Source organism: Escherichia sp. MOD1-EC6475, from assembly GCF_003046645.1.
Lineage (GTDB): Bacteria > Pseudomonadota > Gammaproteobacteria > Enterobacterales > Enterobacteriaceae > Escherichia > Escherichia ruysiae.
Map to the genome: position 1 here is coordinate 76,880 of NZ_PZKQ01000031.1, position 21,217 is coordinate 98,096.

Here is a 21,217-nt window from a genome sequence, read left to right on the forward strand (position 1 = left end):
CTCACGCCGCATCCGACAATAACAGCCTTGCCTGACGCAATTACTCTTCGCCGTTAAACCCAGCGCGATTCAGCAGGAACTGTGCCAGCAACGCTACCGGACGACCGGTTGCGCCTTTTGCCTTTCCAGAACGCCATGCGGTTCCCGCGATATCCAGGTGCGCCCAGTTGTACTTACGGGTAAAGCGCGACAGGAAGCAACCTGCGGTAATCGCCCCGCCAGGACGCCCGCCAATGTTCGCCATATCAGCAAAATTGGATTCCAGCTGTTCCTGATACTCATCACCCAGCGGTAAACGCCATGCGCGGTCGCCAGACTGTTCAGACGCGGCAATCAGCTCATGGGCCAGCGGATTATGGTTCGCCATCAGGCCGGTGATGTGATGACCCAGCGCGATTACGCAGGCACCGGTCAACGTCGCTACGTCAATTACCGCTTCCGGCTCAAAACGCTCAACGTAAGTTAACACATCGCACAGCACCAGACGGCCTTCGGCGTCGGTGTTTAGTACTTCAACGGTTTGACCGGACATGGTGGTTAACACATCACCCGGACGATAGGCACGACCGCCTGGCATGTTTTCGCACCCTGCCAGAACGCCGATAACGTTAATCGGCAGTTGCAGCTCCGCGACCATCCGCATCACGCCGTAAACCGCCGCCGCGCCGCACATATCGTACTTCATCTCATCCATGCCTTCTGAAGGCTTGATCGAGATACCGCCGGAGTCGAAGGTTAAACCTTTACCCACCAGCACAATCGGGCGCGCATCTTCTGACGCATTACCTTTGTACTCAATCACCGACATCAGCGATTCGTTTTGTGAACCCTGACCAACTGCCAGATAGGAGTGCATCCCCAGCTCTTTCATCTGCTGTTCGCCGATAACGCGGGTGATGACATTCTTGCTGTAGCTGTCAGCCAACTGGCGCGCCTGAGAGGCGAGGTAAGCGGCGTTACAGATATTCGGTGGCATATTGCCGAGATCTTTCGCGGCTTTGATCCCGGCAGCAATCGCCAGACCGTGCTGGATCGCGCGCTCACCGCTGGTCAGTTCGCGGCGGGTCGGCACGTTGAAGACCATCTTACGCAGCGGACGACGCGGCTCGGTCTTGTTTGTTTTCAGCTGGTCAAAGCTGTAGAGCGTCTCTTTTGCCGTCTCGACCGCCTGACGCACTTTCCAGTAGTTGTTGCGACCTTTGACGTGCAGCTCGGTCAGGAAACAGACAGCTTCCATTGAACCAGTATCATTCAGTGTATTAATGGTTTTCTGAATAACCTGCTTGTACTGACGCTCATCCAGCTCACGTTCTTTGCCGCAACCAATAAGGAGGATGCGCTCGGAGAGCACATTTGGCACATGGTGCAGCAACAGGGTCTGCCCCGGTTTTCCTTCCAGTTCGCCCCGACGCAGCAGGGCGCTGATGTACCCATCACTGATCTTATCGAGCTGTTCTGCAATCGGAGAAAGGCGACGTGGTTCGAAGACGCCCACGACGATGCAGGCACTCCGCTGTTTCTCCGGGCTACCGCTTTTTACACTAAACTCCATGCACTACGCTCCTGAATCTTAAAGACAACGGCGGTGGCTACAGATAGAATTGCAAGCTTTCGTAACTCATGTCCGCTGTTGCGATGACTTCGTGTTAATCTTAACGTTATTACGGCATTGGCACGTCAGAACAAAATCTGAGAGGTGAATCCGTTGAGTATAATTATCTTAGCGACGATTTCGACGACTCAAGAGAATAAATGACGTTTAAGCCATGAAACAAGCTAAAATCCTGCAAAAGACGAGTTTTTACGGGCGTATTTAAAGTGATAATCATAAGATATCTGGTTCGGGAGACGCTCAAAAGCCAGCTGGCGATACTCTTCATCTTGCTTTTGATCTTCTTCTGTCAAAAGTTAGTGAGGATACTCGGCGCAGCGGTTGACGGCGACATTCCGGCGAACCTGGTGCTCTCCCTTCTCGGGTTGGGCGTGCCGGAAATGGCGCAGCTTATCCTGCCATTAAGCCTGTTCCTCGGGCTGCTGATGACGTTGGGTAAACTGTATACCGAAAGTGAAATTACGGTAATGCATGCCTGCGGCCTGAGCAAAGCGGTTCTGGTGAAAGCGGCAATGGTTCTCGCGGTGTTCACGGCGATTGTCGCGGCGGTTAACGTCATGTGGGCGGGGCCGTGGTCATCGCGTCATCAGGATGAGGTGTTAGCCGAAGCGAAAGCTAACCCTGGCATGGCTGCGCTGGCGCAAGGGCAATTCCAGCAAGCGACCAATGGCAGCTCGGTGCTGTTCATCGAAAGCGTTGACGGCAGCGATTTCAAAGATGTGTTCCTCGCGCAAATTCGACCAAAAGGTAATGCACGACCTTCTGTGGTGGTGGCCGATTCCGGACATTTAACTCAGTTGCGGGATGGCTCTCAGGTGGTGACTCTCAACCAGGGAACGCGTTTCGAAGGCACTGCACTATTACGTGATTTCCGCATTACTGACTTCCAGGATTATCAGGCGATCATTGGTCACCAGGCGGTGGCGCTCGACCCGAACGATACCGACCAGATGGACATGCGCACGTTGTGGAACACCGACACCGATCGCGCCCGTGCGGAGCTAAACTGGCGTATCACGCTGGTATTCACCGTGTTTATGATGGCGTTGATGGTCGTACCGCTGAGTGTGGTTAACCCACGTCAGGGACGCGTACTGTCGATGTTGCCTGCGATGCTGCTGTATCTGCTTTTCTTCCTGATCCAGACCTCCCTGAAATCGAACGGCGGCAAAGGTAAGCTGGACCCGACGCTGTGGATGTGGACTGTTAACCTGATTTATCTGGCTTTGGCGATTGTTCTCAACCTTTGGGACACCGTGCCGGTCCGCCGCCTGCGCGCCAGTTTTTCGCGTAAAGGAGCGGTGTGATGCAACCTTTTGGCGTACTTGACCGCTATATCGGTAAAACTATTTTCACCACCATCATGATGACGCTGTTCATGCTGGTGTCGCTCTCCGGCATTATCAAATTTGTCGATCAGCTGAAAAAAGCCGGGCAGGGGAGTTACGACGCGTTAGGCGCAGGAATGTATACTCTGCTGAGCGTGCCGAAAGATGTGCAAATCTTCTTCCCGATGGCGGCTCTGCTGGGGGCATTGCTGGGTCTTGGGATGCTGGCGCAGCGCAGCGAACTGGTGGTGATGCAGGCTTCTGGTTTTACCCGTATGCAGGTGGCGTTGTCGGTAATGAAAACCGCCATTCCGCTGGTCCTGCTGACGATGGCGATTGGCGAATGGGTCGCACCGCAGGGCGAGCAGATGGCACGTAACTACCGTGCACAGGCGATGTACGGCGGCTCGTTGCTCTCTACCCAGCAAGGCTTATGGGCGAAAGATGGCGACAACTTTGTCTACATTGAGCGGGTTAAAGGTGATGAAGAGTTAGGGGGTATCAGTATTTATGCCTTTAACGAAAATCGTCGTCTGCAATCTGTGCGCTATGCCGCTTCCGCGAAGTTTGATCCTGAACATAAAGTCTGGCGTCTGTCGCAGGTTGATGAATCTGACCTGACTAATCCAAAACAAATCACCGGTTCACAGACCGTGAGTGGCACCTGGAAAACCAACCTCACTCCAGACAAACTGGGCGTGGTGGCGCTGGATCCGGATGCACTCTCCATCAGCGGTTTGCACAACTATGTGAAGTATCTGAAGTCGAGCGGTCAGGACGCTGGACGTTATCAGCTCAACATGTGGAGCAAAATCTTTCAGCCGCTATCCGTGGCGGTGATGATGCTGATGGCACTGTCGTTCATCTTCGGCCCACTGCGTAGCGTGCCGATGGGCGTGCGCGTGGTTACTGGTATCAGCTTCGGTTTTGTGTTCTATGTACTGGATCAGATCTTCGGCCCGCTGACGTTGGTTTACGGCATCCCGCCGATCATCGGCGCACTGTTGCCAAGTGCAAGTTTCTTCTTAATCAGCCTGTGGCTGTTAATGAGAAAATCGTAACCAGATGAGTGAAGAAAGGGAGCGAAGGCTCCCTTTCAGATTTTTGATAAAGTCAAATACGAGCTCGATCGGTCCCCTCGCCCCTTTGGGCTGAGGGGGAGGGGCACAGACAGCACCTGACTTACCTTCTTCTTCCCCCAAGTAAACTCCCTAGCACACCGCGTATAATCTGGTTCGTGACCTGGCGGGCGGCACTTTTCGCCATAGTCTGCACTACGCCATCTTTCTTTCCGCCACGCGGTCCGGTAGTGCCAAACAAAATGTCCTTTAACCCACCGAGAATACCGTCATCCACAGCCATCTCTTTTCCTTTGGCTGGTGGATTATTTTGCTGTTCGGTACTGGTTTGCACTCCTTTTTGCAGCATCTCATAGGCAGATTCCCGATCCACGTCATCTTCATACTTGCCATATACCGGCGAGTGATTAATCAGGCCGTTACGCTCATCTTCCGTCACCGGTCCCATCCGTGAACAAGGCGCAATCACCATTGCACGCTCCACCACAGAAGGACTACCTTTCGCATCCAGAAATGAGATCAACGCTTCGCCGGTTCCCAGCTCCTGGATTGCCTTTTCTGTATCAAACACTGGATTGGGTCGCATGGTTTGCGCTGCCGTCTTCACTGCTTTCTGGTCTTTCGGCGTAAATGCACGCAGAGCGTGTTGAACGCGATTCCCCAACTGCCCGAGTACGTTGTCGGGTATATCCGAAGGGTTTTGCGAGACAAACCAGACGCCCACGCCTTTCGAGCGGATAAGCCGTATTACCTGCTCAATTTTATCCAGCAGCACTTGCGGTGCATCGTTAAACAGCAGATGCGCTTCGTCGAAGAAAAAGACGAGTTTCGGTTTATCCAGATCCCCCGCTTCCGGCAGTTGCTCATACAACTCTGAAAGCATCCACAGCAGACTGGCAGCGTACAGTTTTGGCATCTGGTAGAGCTTTTCGGCGCTAAGGATATTGATAACGCCTTTACCGTTAGTATCGGTACGCATCCAGTCTTTGATATCCAGCATTGGCTCGCCAAAGAAATGCGTCGCTCCTTGCTGCTCCAGCGACAGTAATCCGCGCTGGATTGCACCAACAGATGCGTTACTGATATTGCCATACTGATTCTGGAATGATTTGGCGTTATCTCCGATGTACTGGGTAATGGCCCGAAGATCCTTAAAGTCGAGCAACAACAGTCCCTGATCGTCAGCAATGCGGAAGATGATATCCAGCACACCAGTTTGCACGTCGTTGAGATTTAACAGTCGTGCAAGCAACAGCGGCCCCAGATCGGAGACCGTAGCCCGTACTGGATGACCTTTCTCACCAAAAATATCCCACACCACCACTGGATTCGCATGTGGTTGCCAGTCGTTGACGCCGATACTTTTCAACCGAGCGAGCAGTTTTTCCGAGGTCGTACCTTCCTGTGCAACCCCGGTCAAATCGCCTTTCACATCGGCCATAAACACGGGTACACCGATTTCTGACAGTGATTCCGCTAGTTTTTGCAGCGTGACAGTTTTACCCGTCCCCGTTGCGCCAGTAATCAGCCCGTGACGGTTAGCCATAGCGGGTAATAAAAACAGTTCCGTGTCAGGCGTGCGTGCAATTAAAAGTGGTTCGCTCATGAGATTTCCTCCAGTTCCCTGCCTGGAGTATAGGCACGGTTGAAAAGTTTTCACCACTAAATTCAGCCGATTGCGAGATGTCTTAAAGGCCGGGCAGAATCGGCCTGGTAAAGGGATTAGAAGTCGGCTTTCAGGACCACGCGGCAGCGCGCCTTACCGTCACGTACATGCTGGATGGCATCGTTAATTTTCGACATTGGGAACAGTTCGGTTGTTGGTGCGACTTTGCTGCGGGAAGTGTAGAGCATGGTCGGGCAGGTGCCTGGAGTGTGACAGAGGTTACACATCGTGGAAGACAATGCTGAAATTTTCAGCACTTAGCGAGGCAGGCGTAAGCTGGCGCTTGCATGGTGACGCGTGACAGGTATAATCCACAACGTTTTCCGCATACCTCTTCAGTGCCGAAGTGGCGAAATCGGTAGACGCAGTTGATTCAAAATCAACCGTAGAAATACGTGCCGGTTCGAGTCCGGCCTTCGGCACCATTAGTTCTTCCAAGACCATCCGAGAAAGTCCAATTATTCCTTAAAAATCAATTATTGCAGCGATTTTTACGTCCTGAGTCGTCCGAGGTTGTCCGTTGAAATCCGGATGCCATTGGGGGCATAATTGGGGGCATCTTAACTTCGATTAGAAATGTGCCCCCAAATGAAGCTCAGCGCCAGACAGGTCGAGACCGCAAAACCAAAAGACAAAACCTACAAAATGGCCGATGGCGGCGGTTTGTACCTTGAGGTTTCGGCCAAAGGATCAAAATATTGGCGTATGAAATACAGACGCCCCTCTGACAAAAAAGAGGATCGCCTCGCTTTTGGTGTTTGGCCTACTGTGACGCTTGCTCAGGCAAGAGCAAAACGCGATGAAGCCAAAAAGCTATTAGTGCAGGGCATTGATCCAAAAGCCGAACAGAAAGAGGCTCAGGCCGAGAACTCGGGGGCATATACTTTCGAAACCATTGCTCGTGAATGGCATGCTAGTAACAAGCGATGGAGTGAAGACCATCGATTGCGCGTTCTTCGCTATCTTGAACTTTATATCTTTCCATATATCGGTTCATCTGACATTCGCCAGCTCAAAACCAGCCACCTGTTAGCCCCTATTAAAAAGGTTGATGCCAGTGGCAAGCATGACGTTGCACAGCGTCTTCAGCAGCGTGTCACGGCTATTATGCGTTATGCCGTACAGAACGATTATATCGACTCTAATCCAGCCAGTGACATGGCCGGTGCGTTATCGACAACCAAAGCGCGACATTACCCTGCCTTACCCTCCAGCAGGTTACCTGAGTTTCTTGCTCGCCTTGCTGCATATCGTGGGCGTGTAATGACACGAATTGCGGTTGAGCTTTCGTTACTTACTTTTGTGCGTTCCAGCGAGTTACGTTTCGCGCGTTGGGGTGAATTCGACTTCGATAAATCTCTTTGGCGCATACCTGCAAAACGAGAAGAAATTAAGGGGGTGCGTTATTCGTACCGTGGCATGAAGATGAAAGAGGAGCATATCGTTCCGCTTAGTCGGCAGGCGATGATTTTGTTAGAGCAGCTTAAGCAGATTAGTGGTGATAAGGAGTTACTTTTTCCGGGTTATCATGACGCAACTAAGGTTATGAGTGAAAACACAATAAACAGCGCATTGCGTGCGATGGGATATGACACAAAAACCGAGGTCTGCGGGCATGGGTTCAGGACGATGGCGCGTGGTGCGTTGGGTGAGTCAGGTTTATGGAGCGATGATGCTATAGAGCGGCAGTTGAGCCATTCAGAGCGAAATAATGTGCGGGCAGCTTACATTCATACTTCTGAACATTTGGATGAAAGACGATTGATGGTTCAATGGTGGGCAGACTATTTAGATCATAACAAATCAGAATCTATAACTCCCTATGAATATGCGGCATTGAAAAGCATATTATAGTAAAAAGAGGAAGGTTATACCCTCCTCTTATAAATTAATTAGAAACGTTGTGCGATTCTTGCAACTTGAATACCATTAGCAAGTTTCGTGTTATCTGCATCACGCCAATACACGTTATCACCAACAGATGATATATTTTGCTGTGGTGGGATAGTTATAATTAATAATCCAAGACCATAGAAATCATTAAAATCCATGGTGGAAAGAACTTGACTTTTGAGTGGTTCACTAAGATCTGAATTTCTTATCGCTGTAGCCCATTTTGAAAAATAGTCTTCCAAGCTAATACCCATCTTAGCCGCTTCTCTTTTAACACCAACAACATACCTTGAACCAATCTTTATCGGTTCAATTCGATCTAGTTGTGAAACTAAATCTGCATGCTGTTCTTGATCGGTCACTCCAATTATTATTTTCCCTGTGCTACCTTTTCCATTATTAGCCATGGCGCAAATGGTGTTTATTATTCTCTCTGTAACTTCTAAGTTTTCTTCTCTTTGCCCGTGTAACTGTAGAATTCCTTGTTTTAACTCATAAGAAGCTAATTCAATTTCGGATCTTCTAATTACACCTTCTATATCAATAGTTGAATGATTGTTATAGATTGGCAATGGTTCACTACTCACGACAAAGCAATCACCTATTACCCCTTTGACAGCATTGATATTTGTTCGTCTTCCTGTAGATGAACCAGCTCTTCTACCGACGGTAATTCGACTTACTATATTGTTAATGTTTTGTTTTAACTCGGCATAATTGCTAATTTTCTTATTGTCTTTAACTATCAATTCAAAAAATGCAATGAATAAAATACTGAATACAGCAGGGAAACCGTTTGTATTAGTTTCTTCGAATATTTGATCTCGTAATTTTACGAACTCGCCTTCATTACAAGTTTTTAATATTTCGTCAAGGCAGTACTTAAATTCCTCTGTGAATTTTTTTGGATCATACACATCTAATGCAGCATTGATTCTTATGCTTTCATCATGGTTACTATCATATATCTTATCTAAAGCGTCTTTAGAACGTTCTATTAAAGATCCTCCAATGATGCAGGCTGCTATATCTGCAATGCATTGTTCATCCATACTATCTCTTAAATCTGTTGAACGTAATATTCCGTGCTTAACCCAAAATGTTTCCTCTGCTTGAATCTCATAGCCGTGTTTCATAGATGGTAAATCTATGCTGATAGCGGGCATGTCACCTAATAGGATGTTATCCTTAGAAACATCACCACGTATTGAGCAAGCAATATTTCTTACCATATGTGAGAAGTTGTTTTCTACACCTGCTTGCCTTCTCTCTTGATCACTAAGGCGATGTCCGTAGGAGTTAATTCTATCAAAAACATCATTTATTTCACCTTCGCTTGCATTTCTCATAATAGATAATGCAAGAGTGTAATCTAAAATTGTACCTACTTCTCTTTGAGATAATTTTTTTTCGTCGTCATTAGGTATGAATCCCCCTTCATCAGCCCTAGTTTGTGCTGTCGGGAAAAATTGCAAATTAAACAAAAAGCCATCTATTGAAGTGTATCTTGTTTCAATGAATGACATGATGGCATGTAGCCTTTGTAAGCCATCTATTATTTCATATGTGCCGGGTTCGCTTTCTCTTTCTGCAATTAAAATTGCAGGTATTGGATATTTACGTAATATCGAATCTATAAGTTTTTGCTTTTCTTCCAAAGTCCAAACTAACTTTCTCTGATAACGTCTATTAACGTATAGTTTTCCTTCAATGAACCAGTTATAGATTGATTGGATTGGTGTAGGTTGTGATGCTAACTCAGCCATGGCTTCTCCTTGAACATTAAATGTTTCCTCAATATATTACTTGCTTATAAAATTAGCAATTTCCATATTGTATAACTCCTTATGACCTTTGCCACTTTTAAGCAAAGGGTTTCATAGTATTTTCGTGAGACCTTGCTCACGCTATACAGAATTCTGTATGAAGCATTACTATCATATACTTTACGTCAGCTATTTGTTTATGAAGAAATAGCATCTCTCTTTGAACGCGCGCAGTGCTTTCCCCGCCTCGCCCGCCCGCTTTGCGGGGCGGTTTTAATGCAGTTGCACTGACACGCTCAGGCCGCGCCGGGAATGGCGCGGTCTGCAGAAAATGAGGCAGGAAAACGCATGCAAAGCCATGCACCTTATCGATGCATGGCTTTTTTCAGTAAAAACAGGCGGATTTTCGGGGAATTTTACACAGACTGATGTGATGCCAGTTGCGCACTTTTACGCGAAAAAATCATGTTCTGCGCAGGAGTGAATTTTTCACGGCTGTCATCCACCGAAGCCGCGTCAGGCCTGAATCCGATGGTCGTTAAAATGTCGCTATCCTGTGCGGAATAATTAATTTTTTCCCCCTTCGCAAGCCAGGACAGAAGGGCTTCACGCAGGGCATCTGTGGCACGCTGTATGGCACAGTTTCGGGCAATGGCCGTCAGCTCACTGTAGCCCATCAGCTCCGGTGCCAGTGCCGCCGCCAGTGCTGTGCCGTGCTGCTGCATAAAATCATTCAGCCGGTCGCGGATGCTGATGTGCTGAACGGCTTCATGCGAACGAATATAACGACCGGCGGCCTGATTCACCTGCCATTTTCTGACTTCGATAATATTGCGTAATTCGTCCAGGCGACTGACGTTTCTGCCTTCTCCTGACAGAAGCCGCAGGTATTCCTGTTCGGCCGCTGCCAGCTCATTTTTGCGTTGCAGCCATGCTGCTTTGTTATTCTGACAGGTGTCAAAGGCCTGCTGTAAGGCTGTGCTTTCCATCGTTATCTCTTTCTCATCATGCTGAAGAATAAAAATACGGTGTGCGGCGACGGCCGGTGTTAACCGGCAGCCCTCATTCCAGACGCAGCGAATATGATTGTGTTTTTAAGCGTACTGGCGGCAGTTCCTGTTTTTCATGCAGGCTTTCTGCCAGTTCGTCCGGCGTGACCGGGCGGACAATGAAACGGTTGATGGTCTGAAGCGTTTTAAACACCAGACCACAGCCCGGATCCGTGCACACATAAAAACGCTCGGTGACTTCCTGAGACAGACGCCGCGATGTTCTTGACAGTGCAAGGCCTTTACATCTCCGACAACAATATCCGGTAACAAGCATTCTTTTCGGGCGTTTCATACTGCCGGAGGCTGACGTCAGTGAATCGCGGTATCTCTGTTTGCCTGAAATGTATTCCATTCCTGAATCTTTACTGTCAGAGAAAAAGCTTTCACTCGCTTCAAATGTCGCAGAGCAATAAATATTCCGGCACTGTGCAATCATTATCTTGGTGCCATCGTCCATGAAATGTGCGCGGCGGGTGTGAGCAACATGTCCACACGACGGGCAGTAAATCATGACAGCAGTCCTCTGGCCTTAAGCTCTGCACCCTGCTGGTCTATTTTGTCCTGCCACACCTTGCGCTGTGCCGGTGTGCCTGCCACCTCATAATCCATGTGCGGGAGTGTTGCCGCTGACAGTCCGGTCAGCCGGAGAACCGGCTCGCCGGTGAGGCTGATTTGCATCTGTTTAATTTTCTGTTCCAGCGATGATTTCACCTGCTGCATGACAGCTTTATCGGGTGCGACGTAGCCCTGATGGCCGGTGGTGTTGGCGAGCGGATTTTCCTGTACCAGGATACTCAGATGCATTGCCCGGACAAGCGCCTCACAGGTTTCATTCAGGGCGTGTTCCAGCTCATGCTCTGCATACAGACTCAGAAGGTGATGATGTGCCTTCCGGTAGGCGGTGGCCGTGCTGTCACACGCCCCTTTCAGGCGTTCACGTTCGAAATTCAGCACCACGGCCAGATTGTCATATTCCTGTACCAGCTCCCGGCGTGCCACGCGCTCAATGTGGCGCTGTTTCAGCTCGTCGCTCAGGACACCACCGGCTGCACGAAAGGCCGTGCGCCAGTCGTCAGCGTCGTTTCCGTCGGCCTGCGTCAGCGCATTTTTTTCCTGCTCTGCCCGTTCAATGGCCGTGACGGTCTCATCCATCAGGCGGGCGTTCTCAAGATGAGCGGCTCTGGCCTTTTCCAGTTGTGCCAGCGCGGGTTGCAGATATTCAGGGATGGTGTTGTCAGACATTTTCCGGCTCCTCGTCACTTCAGGTTGAGAAAATTGTGACGTACACCGGACAACAACACGACGCATTGCAGATGTGCCAGCCCTGACACAGGAGACTCATCCTCAGACCGGCAAGCCAGGAAAAGGTCGCAGGAAAAACCGGCTTACTGTTTGTTTTTTTATATTTTACTGTTCACCTCTGTTCACCATAAGAAAAAAGATAAGTAATACAGTAAGTTAAAGGGTGAACAATCGCAGTAATGACTGTTCACCGTCTGTTCACCACTGTTCACCCGTTGATGGGCTTTTTGTGCTGTTTATTACTGTTTGTTTTTATTAATTCGCCGGGAATGAATAAGAAAAAACGATTTGTATTTCACTATAATTTTTTCCAGCTCCTTCCAGAGCGTTTTAAAGCTATCTGGCGCTGATGTGCAAAAAACACACAGCAATTGTAAGGCTGCCGGAACAAATCCCCCCTGTTGCGTCTGCTGAAAATATTCACAAAATAAAGCGCTACCCGAAGCCGGACGGACTTATCCGGTGCTGTATGGACATTAACGAGGTAGCCCGATGCAAGCTGTTTTTTCTTCCCCGTCTCCTGCCCCTGTGACGCCACTGATGCCGCTGCCGGACATCACGCAGGAGCGTTTTTTACGTCTGCCGGAAGTGATGCACCTGTGCGGCCTGTCACGCTCGACCATCTATGAACTCATCCGTAAGGGGGAATTTCCGCCGCAGGTGAGTCTTGGCGGTAAAAATGTGGCCTGGCTGCACTCTGAAATCACCGCATGGATGGCCGGGCGCATTGCCGGACGCAAACGGGGGTACGACGCATGATGATGCCCGCTCTGCAAAAAGTCCCTTTTTCTGGCTTGCCTTTTTCCGGCATTTGCGGATATAGTTTCTCCGCTGCCGCAAAATCGGCAGCCGGGCGTAGGAACCCGAGTTACTTCAAGGCGACATATGACGCGCCATGCGTCTTTTTTTACGTCGTTGCTTCGGCACACCTGTTTTTCTGGCTGTGGTTTTTAAACCGTAGCCTCTGTCAGATAATGGTGGTCCGGGCGGGGCAGCCTTCGGGCTGGCCGGTTTCCTTGAAGGCCGGTATTCCTACCCCCGTCCGGGCTACCACCCATGAGCGTAGGAACTCCAGTGGTAGCTGTAACTGTTACTTCAAGGAGGCTGCCATCATGGCTACAACCCTTACCCCCTCACACCCTGAATTTGTCTTTGTGTTTGCGGCTGTCCGTCGCGCAGACCGTCATCCCCGTATCTGCATGCTTCGCACCGTCGCCGGTGATGAACGCAGCGCCCGCCGTTCCCTTGTCCGTGACTATGTGCTCTCCCTTGCTGCCCGTCTGCCGGTGGTGGAGGTGTCCCGTGCGTAATAAAAAAGCCCCTCAGACCGTCTCAGCGCGTCATGACGCCCGTGAACACCTCAGCATTGAGGCTTACCATAAGCTCAACCGCGCCAGCGCCGTATCCCAGTTTGTTGGGGGTGATTTGATTCACCGAGAACTCTCCGGCCTGCATCAGCTCTACATTCCGCATATTTTCAGCTACCTGAATGAAGATATTGATTTTGTGCTGAATGAGCTGAAAGCCAAAGGCCTGTGCCGCGATTTTCTCGCCCAGCAGAAAGACCGGGGAGACAGGACGCATGTTTGATTTTCCCCAGCCCGGTGAGATTTACCGTTCTGCCGGTTTTCCCGATGTGGCCGTAGTCGGCATTCTGGAAGACGGTATTCCGTGGGAAATGCCGTACCGCTGCCCGGACATTGTCTGGAACCCGTACCGCCGTAAATTCAGTATCCTTGTGCGTATCCTCGCCGACGGGCGCACCACAGACATCCCGCTGGGGCGTTTTCTGCGGGAATTTACCTGTGACCGTCCTGACCTGTTTAAACGCAGCCCCGTAAACCGGCATGCGGTACTGAAAGAAATGGCCGGAGACCCGGAATTACAGAAATGGCGGGAGAAATATCTGGATATTTACCCGCAGGACCCTGTTCCGGTCAGCCGGGCGGCACCGGTGGCGCGGGAATGGCGGGAAATTCCCCGCACGGAGCCTGACCCGGAAATCACCCCGGATAACAGTTACCGCAATTATCTGTAATTAAAAAACGACACCCGAAAAATTAAATGTGCGTATTCGCGCAGGGATACGCACGTCTTCAGGAGACGCAGATATGCCTTATCAGTTAATGCAACCGGCACGGAATGCAGTCATCTGTCACAGGGAGGAAAGCAAATGAAAACACCCTTACCGCCCGTCTTACGCGCTGCCCTTTACCGTCGCGCTGTCGCCTGTGCCTGGCTGACCGTGTGCGAACGTCAGCACCGCTACCCGCATCTCACCCTTGAGTCACTGGAGGCGGCCATCGCCGCTGAGCTGGAAGGCTTTTATCTGCGCCAGCACGGTGAGGAAAAAGGGCGTCAGATAGCCTGTGCCCTGCTGGAAGATTTAATGGAATCCGGCCCCCTGAAGGCCGCGCCGTCGCTGTCCTTTCTCGGGCTGGTTGTGATGGATGAACTCTGTGCCCGTCACATAAAAGCGCCGGTACTGCACTGAAGGAGAACAACACCATGAAAATGAACGTAACCGCCACCGTCAGCCATGCACTCGGCCACTGGCCGCGTATTCTCCCGGCGCTGGGGATTCAGGTGCTGAAAAACCGTCATCAGCCCTGTCCGGTCTGTGGCGGGAGTGACCGCTTCCGTTTTGATGACAGGGAGGGGCGCGGCACCTGGTACTGCAATCAGTGTGGTGCCGGTGACGGCCTGAAACTGGTTGAAAAGGTGTTTGGTGTTTCCCCGTCCGACGCGGCCGCAAAGGTGGCTGCCGTGACCGGTAGCCTGCCACCGGCTGACCCGGCAGTGACGGCCGCCGCCGTTGCTGAAACAGACGCTGCCCGGAAGAACGCTGCCGCACTGGCACAAACCCTGATGGCAAAAACCCGTCCCGGAACCGGTAACGCCTACCTGACCCGCAAGGGCTTTCCCGGCCGGGAATGCCGGATGCTGACCGGCACACACAGAGCCGGTGGCGTGAGCTGGCGCGCCGGTGACCTTGTGGTGCCACTGTATGACGACAGCGGCGAACTGGTTAACCTTCAGTTAATCAGTGCTGACGGCCGTAAGCGCACCCTGAAAGGCGGGCAGGTCAGGGGCACCTGTCACACCCTTGAAGGACAGAACCAGGCCGGAAAACGTCTGTGGATAGCGGAGGGATACGCGACCGCACTTACCGTGCATCACCTGACCGGTGAAACGGTGATGGTGGCGCTTTCTTCCGTGAACCTCCTTTCTCTGGCCAGCCTTGCCCGGCAGAAGCACCCCGCCTGTCAGATTGTCCTTGCCGCTGACCGTGACCTCAGCGGTGACGGCCAGAAAAAAGCCGCCGCAGCCGCAGATGCGTGTGAAGGTGTTGTTGCCCTGCCGCCGGTCTTCGGTGACTGGAATGATGCCTTCACGCAGTACGGCGGGGAGGCCACCCGTAAGGCCATTTACGATGCCATCCGGCCACCGGCTGAAAGCCCGTTCGACACCATGAGCGAAGCAGAGTTTTCCGCCATGAGTACCAGCGAAAAGGCCATGCGTATCTATGAGCATTACGGCGAGGCGCTCGCGGTCGATGCCAACGGCCAGCTTCTGTCCCGCTATGAAAATGGTGTCTGGAAGGTGCTGCCGCCACAGGACTTTGCCCGGGATGTGGCCGGGCTGTTTCAGCGTCTGCGCGCGCCGTTCTCCTCCGGGAAGGTGGCCTCCGTGGTGGACACCCTGAAGCTGATTATTCCGCAGCAGGAAGCCCCCTCCCGCCGCCTGATTGGCTTTCGTAACGGCGTGCTCGACACGCAGAACGGCACGTTCCATCCGCACAGTCCGTCACACTGGATGCGCACCCTGTGCGATGTGGATTTCACCCCGCCGGTGGACGGTGAAACGCTGGAGACCCACGCCCCCGCGTTCTGGCGCTGGCTTGACCGTGCCGCCGGTGGCCGTGCGGAAAAACGCGACGTGATTCTGGCCGCACTGTTTATGGTGCTGGCAAACCGCTACGACTGGCAGCTCTTTCTGGAGGTGACCGGTCCCGGCGGCAGCGGCAAAAGTATCATGGCCGAAATAGCCACCCTGCTGGCCGGTGAGGATAACGCCACGTCGGCCACCATCGAGACGCTGGAATCCCCGCGTGAACGTGCCGCGTTAACTGGCTTCTCACTGATACGCCTGCCGGACCAGGAAAAATGGAGCGGCGACGGAGCCGGACTCAAGGCCATCACCGGCGGCGATGCAGTGTCCGTTGACCCGAAATACCGGGATGCGTACTCCACGCACATCCCGGCGGTGATTCTGGCCGTGAACAATAACCCGATGCGCTTCACCGACCGCAGCGGCGGCGTGTCACGCCGGCGGGTGATTATTCACTTCCCGGAACAGATAGCCCCGCAGGAGCGCGACCCGCAGCTTAAGGACAAAATCACCCGCGAGCTGGCGGTCATCGTGCGTCACCTGATGCAGAAGTTCAGCGACCCGATGCTCGCCCGGTCACTGCTTCAGTCCCAGCAGAACTCAGACGAGGCGCTGAACATCAAACGGGATGCCGACCCGACGTTTGATTTTATCGGCTATCTGGAAACCCTGCCGCAGACCAGCGGCATGTATATGGGGAACGCCAGTATCATCCCGCGTAATTACCGTAAATACCTCTATCACGCCTATCTGGCCTACATGGAGGCAAACGGCTACCGGAATGTACTCAGTCTGAAAATGTTCGGGCTGGGGCTGCCGGTGATGCTGAAGGAATACGGACTGAATTACGAGAAGCGCCATACCAAACAAGGGATACAGACCAACCTGACACTGAAAGAGGAAAGCTACGGCGACTGGCTGCCAAAATGTGACGACCCTGCAACAACCTGACCCACCTGACCGGCATCTGCCGGTCTTTTTTTTATCCCGACCTCCCCCGAAGGTGAACAATCCACTGTTCACCCTTCACCGTATATTCACCCGTTATCACACTGAAATTAAAAGAGAAAAATGAAAGGTGAACAGTGTGAACAATCAAATCAAAAAAAACTTTTTTCTCCCTGTGTGATTTTCAGTACGGGGGGATTAATCACCGGTATGAGTCACACCGGCAGAATGCCGGAGGTGAAGAATCGAATGTTCACCCTTCACCCATTATTCACCACCTATCATACTGAAATAAAAGGAGAAAAAAGAAAGGTGAACAGTGTGAACAGTTCTTTCGAAAAAAAAATTTTTATGTGGATAAAAGATGCACTGGTTTGGATCCGGGCTACGGATCCAAACTTACTGATTAAAAATTATTTAACTTTCCGATTTATTGATGGGCTGAAAATAGATTGGTCAGAAAAACAGTGGGGGCACAAAAGGGGGCATATTTCATTGTTGTGTTTTATTATTTGTTTTTTATCATTAACTTATTTTAATGTTTGAGTCCGGCCTTCGCACCAAAAGTATGTAAATAGACCTCAACTGAGGTCTTTTTTTATGCCTCAAATCCGCGCCACACAAGGCTTTTCCAGCTTTTCTCCTCAACTGAAGTCAACCTGACTCAACCCACATCACCCGCAATATCGATCGCAGCATCTGGCGCGATCTCATGCTGAAGTCCGGGATGTTGACTCTGATGTATGCCGACGCTCGCAGTCAGTGGGCAAAGAACCTGGAGGAGGGCGATCTCCCGGCGATTAGCGAAGCCAACATCCTGAGTACCTTTGAACAACTTCACCACAATAAGCAGGATGTTTTCGAACGTGGGATTATCAATGTATTTAAGGGATTGAGCTGGGATTACAAAACCAATAATCCCTGTTATTTCGGTAAGAAGATTATCGTTAACAATCTGGTGAAGCATGACAGATGGGGCTACAGCCTGAACTGGGGCTGGCGAGGAGATCAACTCGCCGATCTGGAACGGATGTTCTATCTGCTGGATGGGAAGACCATTCCCGATAACCGGCATGATGTTGCGATTTGGTTTATGGACTTCGTTAGTTCTCACCCGCATGAGCAGGTATTTGATGACGATTTATTTGTCATCCGCTATTACCAGAAAGGCAGTGGGCATATCACATTCAAGCGACTGGATCTGGTGGATAAGATGAATGACATTGTGGCGAAGCACTATCCGTCAGCGTTATCAGCAAAATGAATGTCGTATGTTTGCTATCTAAAATGTCGTATTTTTGCTACTCTTTATGCAATGACTCAGGAGGCGAATATGACGATAAAAGCACGCATTCAGTCACGACTGAAACGTTCTAAACGTTACGTATTCACTCGTGACGACTTTAAAGATATTGCAGGCTACGATCAGGTTGGTCGGGTATTGCGCGATCTTGTCAGGGAAGGGCAACTGTTGAAGGTTGGTTATGGCGTATATACCAAAGCACGGCGGAACAGTATTACAGGTAAGGTAATGCCAGCGGCTCCCGGAGGCTCTTCAGCGGTGATTGTCGAAACGCTGGAACGCCTGAAAGTACGCTATCGTTTTGCTGGTGCAACGCAGGCATACAACAGCGGTACTTCTACGCAGATCCCAGCTTCACCGGAGATAAAAACCCCCCGGCGTTTTAAACGCGTATTATCTGTAGGGAACAGCAGATTAAATGGATGATTTAACCACTCTTTTTTCTGAAGTGGCTGACGCGCTTGGTATTGAGTCTGTCGCAATTGTGGAAAAAGATCACTATATCGTTGAGCTTTTGCAATTACTTAAACCTCTGGTGTTCGATACTCATCAATTGGTGTTTGCCGGAGGAACTGCTCTGGCAAAATCAGGTGTCGCACTTAATCGCATGTCGGAAGATGTGGATATCAAACTGGTGCCTAAGGATGCATTTCAGACACTTTCCCGCACTCAGCGAAAAAATACCCGTAAAGAAATTGTTCAGGCAGTTTCCAGTGCAATAGCTTCATCGGGTGTGTTCAATTTTGATGATGATTACCCAAAAGTGACGCGGGATGAATATCGTTATAATGACATACCTGTTCGTTATCCACAGCGAGTGGTGTAGGCACCTTGTTTGCGTCCTTTTATCCGGCTGGAACTGATGGAAGCAAAGTTACTGTAGCCCTCTGAATTACGGGATATTCATTCACTGGTAACAGGGATCACGGGAAAAGCGGCTATTGTTTCAGCGTTTCCATGCGCAACTATCATTAGCACACAGGCTGAAAAGCTGGTGGCGATGTTACGTCGTACTGCGGCAGTTGTGCGAGATGTTGAGCGATTTGATGATGCATCGCTGGTACGTCATATCTACGATACAAACTGTATTGTTGAGACGAGTCATGTTGATATGAGTCTGCTCGTTGATTTTGTTCAACAAACTATTGAGCAGGACATTCAGCGTTACGGCAACCAGTACCCGCAGTTTTGCGCGTGTCCAGTTGATGAGTTAAAAATGGGACTGGATGAGTTGGCGAACAATCCTCTCTACCAGATGCGCTATCAGCAGTTTGTTTCTCCAATGGTGTATGGAGAGCGAAAGATCACATGGGATGAGGCTTACTCCAGGTTTAGGAGCTTAGCGTTATCCATCCTGAATACTTGATATACAGCATTTGTCTTTACTTGAAATTCCGATAAACATTGTGAAGCGTTAAAGTACCGACTGATTATTCAGGTTGTTGATTTCTCAGAGAATCGCGCTGAGTATACAAAGTGATTTTTGGGTTAATAAATCACATTAATTTCAATGAATTATGTTTGAAAGAGCGGTGCGGCCTTGCACCCCATCGTATGCAAATCAAGTCGCTCAAGGGCGGCTTTTTTTGTGTCTAAAATCCGCACTATACAAATCTTTTCCGCTGTTTTTTTCAACTAACGTCAACCTGATTCAATCCATATTAAATCCCTTAAGAATATCGAACCAGGTATGTATGCGCTCATTTATTAAGGATTCAGCCCTTTCAGAAAATCTAATCCATCCTCCAGGCACAATATTTATTGCGATCGCGCTCGCATCGTGGACAATGTTTAATCATAAATAATATTTACATTAATGAAATCAATGATTTCTATTATGTCACGGAATGGAAAATGGACAGCAATACGTTGGGATTTACTTCATACTGGCGCAACTCCTTAGCTGACGCCGAATCTGGTAAAGGAACGTTTTCACGTAAAGATACCGACTCATTCACTCGGTGGATAAACATCACCGCAGGGCAGTTGGATGACGAGACTATTCGGGCATTTTTTGACGGTGAAGGGGAGTCGGTAAAAACCGTTGAAGTCGTGTTACGACCCCAGGTGTGGAACCGCATAGTAAAACATGGCAAAGAACAAACGGCAGGTGCACCCGCAATTATCACGCCACTGGTTACTTCCGCTCTCCTGAATAGAGAAGGTTTTTTGTTCCCTGCTGCTTCAGCTACTATTCCCCGCGATCTGCTTGAACCTCTCCCTTCCGGCCATTTTTCTATTGGTGAGTTGGCGCAATATGACAAATACAAAACTACGCATAACACAGCCACTATTAATGAAGATGAACCGGAACATTATGAAGAAACTGACGAAGAGAAAGCGGAGCGCCATGCCAGGTATCGCCAGCATTGGCAAAATTATCTTCAACAATCAAACAACCTTTTAAGAAACGTTGCTGGAAATTGGGTTGCTACACCTGAGCCATATGAACGGGCTGGATATGGTTATATTGTCAAAGCGAGCCAGCATGTAGGGGCCAGTGTTCATATCCTGCCTATGTATGATCATCTGCTGATGAGCCAGGTTAAGGTTCCGTTATTAACGCGTTTTGCCTCAAATGAGATGGCCCCGGTGGAGCCACTTCTCGCTAAGAATGCTATGTTCTGCGAACGTCTGGGGCATTCTGGCGATAAGTTCCCGCTGGCTGTGGCGCAGCGCGATGCCCTGAGCCATTATCTGACTCAACGACCAGGCGATATGCTCGCTGTCAATGGTCCCCCGGGAACCGGTAAAACCACGCTGGTGCTTTCTATTATTGCCACCGAATGGGCAAGAGCTGCACTTAATCAAACTGAACCTCCTGTAATTATTGCCACATCAACTAACAATCAGGCCGTCACCAATATTATTGAAGCCTTTGGAAAAGACTTCTCTACTGGTTTTGGCGTAATGGCTGGACGTTGGTTGCCGGAGGTAAAAAGCTATGGCGCTTATTTTCCGTCTAAAAGCCGTAAGATTGAGGCTGCGAAAAAATACCAGACTGAAGATTTTTTTAACCGCGTTGAATCCCTGGAATACCTGGCAAATGCCCGGGCCTTTTACCTTGAAAAAGCTGAGGTGGCTTTTGGCGTCGGGGAGTGCAATTCCCCAGAGCATGTAGTGAAGCTTTTGCATGAGCGTTTAACTTCACAGTTTATGCAACTTCAGCAAATCGAACCCGCATGGCGCAGACTCAAAAATATCCGCCATGAACGGCGAGCCATCAGTGAGAATCTCGACCAGTATCTTAAGGACAAAAACACACTCCTTTTTAATATTGGCAATGAAATTTCACTTTTAGCCAGAGGTAAAAAGCAGTGGCAGCAATACCGTGCTGATGAGTCGCTTGTGTATGCGATTGGATTTGCCCCTATATT

Annotated in this window: 19 protein-coding genes, 1 tRNA gene and 4 pseudogenes; 17 read left to right on the forward strand and 7 right to left on the reverse strand. The window is 50.1% G+C overall.

The genetic code is table 11. The annotated features are described in order from the left end of the window. Positions 1-40: 40 nt before the first annotated feature. Positions 41-1,552 carry a leucyl aminopeptidase gene (gene pepA / locus A7589_RS11425; protein WP_000397162.1) on the reverse strand — a complete coding sequence of 504 codons (1,512 nt, stop codon included), beginning with the start codon at positions 1,550-1,552 and terminating at the stop codon, positions 41-43. 153 nt (positions 1,553-1,705) lie between these two features. Between pepA and ytgA the strand changes: the two genes are divergently transcribed. The 3 genes from ytgA to lptG all read left to right on the forward strand — a co-directional run bounded on the left by ytgA (position 1,706) and on the right by lptG (position 4,001). After that, entirely contained in the window at positions 1,706-1,756 is a 51-nt protein-coding gene (gene ytgA / locus A7589_RS23250) for a protein YtgA (protein ID WP_211180521.1), read from the forward strand. Positions 1,757-1,818: 62 nt separating this feature from the next. Beyond that, positions 1,819-2,919, forward strand: coding sequence for an LPS export ABC transporter permease LptF (gene lptF / locus A7589_RS11430; protein ID WP_000584137.1), 1,101 nt, complete (start codon positions 1,819-1,821; stop codon positions 2,917-2,919). Then, positions 2,919-4,001 (forward strand): LPS export ABC transporter permease LptG, encoded by a 1,083-nt coding sequence (gene lptG / locus A7589_RS11435; RefSeq protein WP_001182249.1) that lies wholly within the window; start codon positions 2,919-2,921, stop codon positions 3,999-4,001. The genes lptF and lptG overlap by 1 nt, the downstream gene beginning before the upstream one ends. Positions 4,002-4,122: 121 nt before the next feature. Here lptG and A7589_RS11440 read toward each other — a convergent pair whose 3' ends face one another. Next, positions 4,123-5,625: a helicase HerA-like C-terminal domain-containing protein gene (locus A7589_RS11440; protein ID WP_001294529.1), complete on the reverse strand. Its 1,503-nt coding sequence runs from the start codon at positions 5,623-5,625 to the stop codon at positions 4,123-4,125. Between the two features lie 116 nt (positions 5,626-5,741). Then, positions 5,742-5,873 (reverse strand): annotated as a pseudogene (locus A7589_RS11445) (alcohol dehydrogenase); the annotation flags it as partial. Positions 5,874-6,025: 152 nt separating this feature from the next. Between A7589_RS11445 and A7589_RS11455 the strand changes: the two are divergent. Continuing rightward, a tRNA-Leu gene (locus A7589_RS11455) sits at positions 6,026-6,110 on the forward strand. A gap of 163 nt (positions 6,111-6,273) precedes the next feature. Next, positions 6,274-7,539, forward strand: a complete 1,266-nt coding sequence (locus tag A7589_RS11460; RefSeq protein ID WP_023142081.1) for a tyrosine-type recombinase/integrase — start codon at positions 6,274-6,276, stop codon at positions 7,537-7,539. A 38-nt stretch (positions 7,540-7,577) separates the two neighbouring features. Here the strand turns inward: A7589_RS11460 and A7589_RS11465 are convergent, their stop codons facing one another. The 4 genes from A7589_RS11465 to sid form a co-directional block, all read right to left on the reverse strand. Beyond that, complete coding sequence (locus A7589_RS11465) at positions 7,578-9,344, reverse strand: GmrSD restriction endonuclease domain-containing protein (RefSeq protein WP_063081156.1); 1,767 nt, start codon at positions 9,342-9,344, stop codon at positions 7,578-7,580. A 416-nt stretch (positions 9,345-9,760) separates the two neighbouring features. Beyond that, positions 9,761-10,333, reverse strand: a complete 573-nt coding sequence (locus A7589_RS11475; protein ID WP_000446131.1) for a phage polarity suppression protein — start codon at positions 10,331-10,333, stop codon at positions 9,761-9,763. A 73-nt stretch (positions 10,334-10,406) separates the two neighbouring features. After that, entirely contained in the window at positions 10,407-10,907 is a 501-nt protein-coding gene (locus A7589_RS11480) for an ogr/Delta-like zinc finger family protein (RefSeq protein ID WP_000638635.1), read from the reverse strand. Further along, positions 10,904-11,638, reverse strand: a complete 735-nt coding sequence (gene sid / locus A7589_RS11485) for a capsid size-determining scaffold Sid (protein WP_001283027.1) — start codon at positions 11,636-11,638, stop codon at positions 10,904-10,906. Before sid ends, A7589_RS11480 begins: the two co-directional genes overlap by 4 nt. 552 nt (positions 11,639-12,190) lie before the next feature. On the opposite strand from sid, the gene A7589_RS11495 reads away from it, so the two are divergent. The 12 genes and pseudogenes from A7589_RS11495 to A7589_RS11550 form a co-directional block, all read left to right on the forward strand. Beyond that, entirely contained in the window at positions 12,191-12,457 is a 267-nt protein-coding gene (locus A7589_RS11495) for a helix-turn-helix transcriptional regulator (protein ID WP_001149156.1), read from the forward strand. A gap of 2 nt (positions 12,458-12,459) precedes the next feature. After that, positions 12,460-12,786: pseudogene (locus A7589_RS23675) on the forward strand (ash family protein); the annotation flags it as partial. Positions 12,787-12,810: 24 nt separating this feature from the next. Further along, the gene (locus A7589_RS23680; RefSeq protein WP_001365039.1) at positions 12,811-13,008 is read left to right on the forward strand and encodes a host cell division inhibitor Icd-like protein; all 198 of its coding nucleotides are present in this window, start codon (positions 12,811-12,813) and stop codon (positions 13,006-13,008) included. Beyond that, the gene (locus A7589_RS11505; RefSeq protein ID WP_001244665.1) at positions 13,001-13,288 is read left to right on the forward strand and encodes a derepression protein; all 288 of its coding nucleotides are present in this window, start codon (positions 13,001-13,003) and stop codon (positions 13,286-13,288) included. The genes A7589_RS23680 and A7589_RS11505 overlap by 8 nt, the downstream gene beginning before the upstream one ends. Next, positions 13,281-13,736, forward strand: coding sequence for a hypothetical protein (locus A7589_RS11510; protein ID WP_000459294.1), 456 nt, complete (start codon positions 13,281-13,283; stop codon positions 13,734-13,736). Before A7589_RS11505 ends, A7589_RS11510 begins: the two co-directional genes overlap by 8 nt. Positions 13,737-13,871: 135 nt before the next feature. Beyond that, positions 13,872-14,192, forward strand: a complete 321-nt coding sequence (locus A7589_RS11515) for a DUF5375 domain-containing protein (RefSeq protein WP_000856729.1) — start codon at positions 13,872-13,874, stop codon at positions 14,190-14,192. 14 nt (positions 14,193-14,206) lie between these two features. Next, positions 14,207-16,540: a primase-helicase zinc-binding domain-containing protein gene (locus A7589_RS11520; protein WP_108188840.1), complete on the forward strand. Its 2,334-nt coding sequence runs from the start codon at positions 14,207-14,209 to the stop codon at positions 16,538-16,540. A gap of 120 nt (positions 16,541-16,660) precedes the next feature. Next, positions 16,661-17,083, forward strand: coding sequence for a hypothetical protein (locus A7589_RS23255; protein ID WP_225087906.1), 423 nt, complete (start codon positions 16,661-16,663; stop codon positions 17,081-17,083). A 127-nt stretch (positions 17,084-17,210) separates the two neighbouring features. Then, a pseudogene (locus A7589_RS11530) lies at positions 17,211-17,801 on the forward strand (DUF4942 domain-containing protein); the annotation flags it as partial. A 69-nt stretch (positions 17,802-17,870) separates the two neighbouring features. Continuing rightward, positions 17,871-18,266 carry a DUF6088 family protein gene (locus A7589_RS11535; protein ID WP_000152740.1) on the forward strand — a complete coding sequence of 132 codons (396 nt, stop codon included), beginning with the start codon at positions 17,871-17,873 and terminating at the stop codon, positions 18,264-18,266. Next, a pseudogene (locus A7589_RS11540) lies at positions 18,259-19,206 on the forward strand (nucleotidyl transferase AbiEii/AbiGii toxin family protein). Before A7589_RS11535 ends, A7589_RS11540 begins: the two are co-directional and overlap by 8 nt. 488 nt (positions 19,207-19,694) lie before the next feature. Then, positions 19,695-21,217: AAA domain-containing protein (locus tag A7589_RS11550; protein WP_286174496.1), on the forward strand; the 1,523-nt coding region annotated here is incomplete at its 3' end.

Excerpts from the sequence above, each read along its gene's own strand:
- A7589_RS23680 (WP_001365039.1), top strand. The coding sequence starts at position 12,811 with ATGGCTACAACCCTTACCCCCTCACACCCTGAATTTGTCTTTGTGTTT.
- A7589_RS11535 (WP_000152740.1), top strand. The coding sequence starts at position 17,871 with ATGACGATAAAAGCACGCATTCAGTCACGACTGAAACGTTCTAAACGT.
- A7589_RS11480 (WP_000638635.1), bottom strand. The coding sequence starts at position 10,907 with ATGATTTACTGCCCGTCGTGTGGACATGTTGCTCACACCCGCCGCGCA.
- A7589_RS11510 (WP_000459294.1), top strand. The coding sequence starts at position 13,281 with ATGTTTGATTTTCCCCAGCCCGGTGAGATTTACCGTTCTGCCGGTTTT.
- A7589_RS11475 (WP_000446131.1), bottom strand. The coding sequence starts at position 10,333 with ATGGAAAGCACAGCCTTACAGCAGGCCTTTGACACCTGTCAGAATAAC.
- A7589_RS11515 (WP_000856729.1), top strand. The coding sequence starts at position 13,872 with ATGAAAACACCCTTACCGCCCGTCTTACGCGCTGCCCTTTACCGTCGC.
- lptG (WP_001182249.1), top strand. The coding sequence starts at position 2,919 with ATGCAACCTTTTGGCGTACTTGACCGCTATATCGGTAAAACTATTTTC.
- A7589_RS11440 (WP_001294529.1), bottom strand. The coding sequence starts at position 5,625 with ATGAGCGAACCACTTTTAATTGCACGCACGCCTGACACGGAACTGTTT.
- A7589_RS11460 (WP_023142081.1), top strand. The coding sequence starts at position 6,274 with ATGAAGCTCAGCGCCAGACAGGTCGAGACCGCAAAACCAAAAGACAAA.
- A7589_RS11495 (WP_001149156.1), top strand. The coding sequence starts at position 12,191 with ATGCAAGCTGTTTTTTCTTCCCCGTCTCCTGCCCCTGTGACGCCACTG.
- A7589_RS23255 (WP_225087906.1), top strand. The coding sequence starts at position 16,661 with ATGAAAGGTGAACAGTGTGAACAATCAAATCAAAAAAAACTTTTTTCT.
- sid (WP_001283027.1), bottom strand. The coding sequence starts at position 11,638 with ATGTCTGACAACACCATCCCTGAATATCTGCAACCCGCGCTGGCACAA.
- A7589_RS11465 (WP_063081156.1), bottom strand. The coding sequence starts at position 9,344 with ATGGCTGAGTTAGCATCACAACCTACACCAATCCAATCAATCTATAAC.
- pepA (WP_000397162.1), bottom strand. The coding sequence starts at position 1,552 with ATGGAGTTTAGTGTAAAAAGCGGTAGCCCGGAGAAACAGCGGAGTGCC.
- A7589_RS11520 (WP_108188840.1), top strand. The coding sequence starts at position 14,207 with ATGAAAATGAACGTAACCGCCACCGTCAGCCATGCACTCGGCCACTGG.